At 75.1% G+C, this 1,249-nt stretch carries 1 protein-coding gene; it reads left to right on the top strand.

All coding sequences use genetic code 11. The features are described 5' to 3' along the window. On the top strand, positions 1 to 1,249 hold a 1,249-nt coding region (locus ACIP98_RS42515; protein ID WP_401982260.1), incomplete at both ends, for a thiamine pyrophosphate-binding protein.

Here is a 1,249-nt window from a genome sequence, read left to right as displayed (position 1 = left end):
GTTCCTCACCGGCCTGCCCGAGGACATCCCCTACTACCTGGTCCTCCAGGAGGGCGCCGCCATCGCCATGGCGGACGGCTACGCCCAGGCCACGGACACCACGGGGTTCTTGAACCTGCACGCCGCGTCCGGCACCGGCAACGCGATGGGCTGCCTGACCAACACCGCCGCCTGCCACACGCCGATGGTCGTCATGGCGGGTCAGCAGGCGCGCCGCTACGTCCCGGTGGGGGCGATGCTCACCAACGTCGACCCGACCAAGCTGTGCGACCCGCTGGTGAAGTGGTCCGGAGAGCCGCTGCGCCCGCAGGACGGGCCCGCGCTGGTCTCCAAGGCCCTGATGCTCGCCGACTCCGCGCCCCGAGGCGTGGCCTACCTGTCGGTCCCGCTGGACGACTGGACCGAGCCCGCTGAGCAGAGCGCCTTGGCCCACCTCCTGGAGCGGGTGGTGGACGGCGCCCCGGTACTGGCCCCGCGAACGCTCACCATGCTGGTCGAGGCCCTGGACCGGGCGACGTCACCGGCGCTGGTCCTGGGGCCCGGCGCCGACACCGAGGCGGGATACCGGGCCGCGGTGGCCCTCGCCGAGCGGGCCCGCCTGCCGGTGTGGGTGGCACCCAGCCCGCCGCGGGCCCCGTTCCCGACCCGGCACCGCTGCTACCAGGGCCAGCTGCCGTCCGCCGTCGGCGCGGTCGCCGACACCCTCGCCGGGTACGACGTGGTCCTCTGCGTCGGAGCACCGGTCTTCCGCTACCACGCGCCCAGCGGCAGTGACTTCCTGCCGCCGGGCGTCCGCCTGTACGGGGTCACCGACGACCCCGACGAAGCCGCGCGTGCCCCGGTCGGGCGCATCGGCGTCGGCGATCCGTCCGACGCGCTGGTCCGCCTCGCCGACGCCGTCGCGCCGAGCGACCGGCCCTGGCCCCCTGAGCGGACCCTCCCCGAGGCGGACACCACCGGGCCGGCGTTCACCGCGGAGGCCATCCTCGACGCGATCGACGCCGGCAAGACCGACGACGCCGTGATCGCACTGGAGTGGACCTCGGCGGACATGATCCGCGACCGACTCACCCTCACCCGGCCCAAGTCGCTGTTCTACCCGGCCGCCGGCGGCCTCGGCTGGGGCCTGCCCGCCGCGATCGGGCTGCGGCTGGGCCGCCCCGAGCGACCCGTCGTCGCCCTGATCGGGGACGGCGCGACGCAGTACACCACCTCCGCCCTGTGGAGTGCCGCCCGCTACCGGGTGCCG

Origin of the sequence: Streptomyces sp. NPDC088354 (assembly GCF_044753585.1) — a bacterium.
Classification (GTDB): domain Bacteria; phylum Actinomycetota; class Actinomycetes; order Streptomycetales; family Streptomycetaceae; genus Actinacidiphila.
Note: the sequence above shows the minus strand (reverse complement) of the source record. Positions and strands in the feature narration are given on the sequence as shown.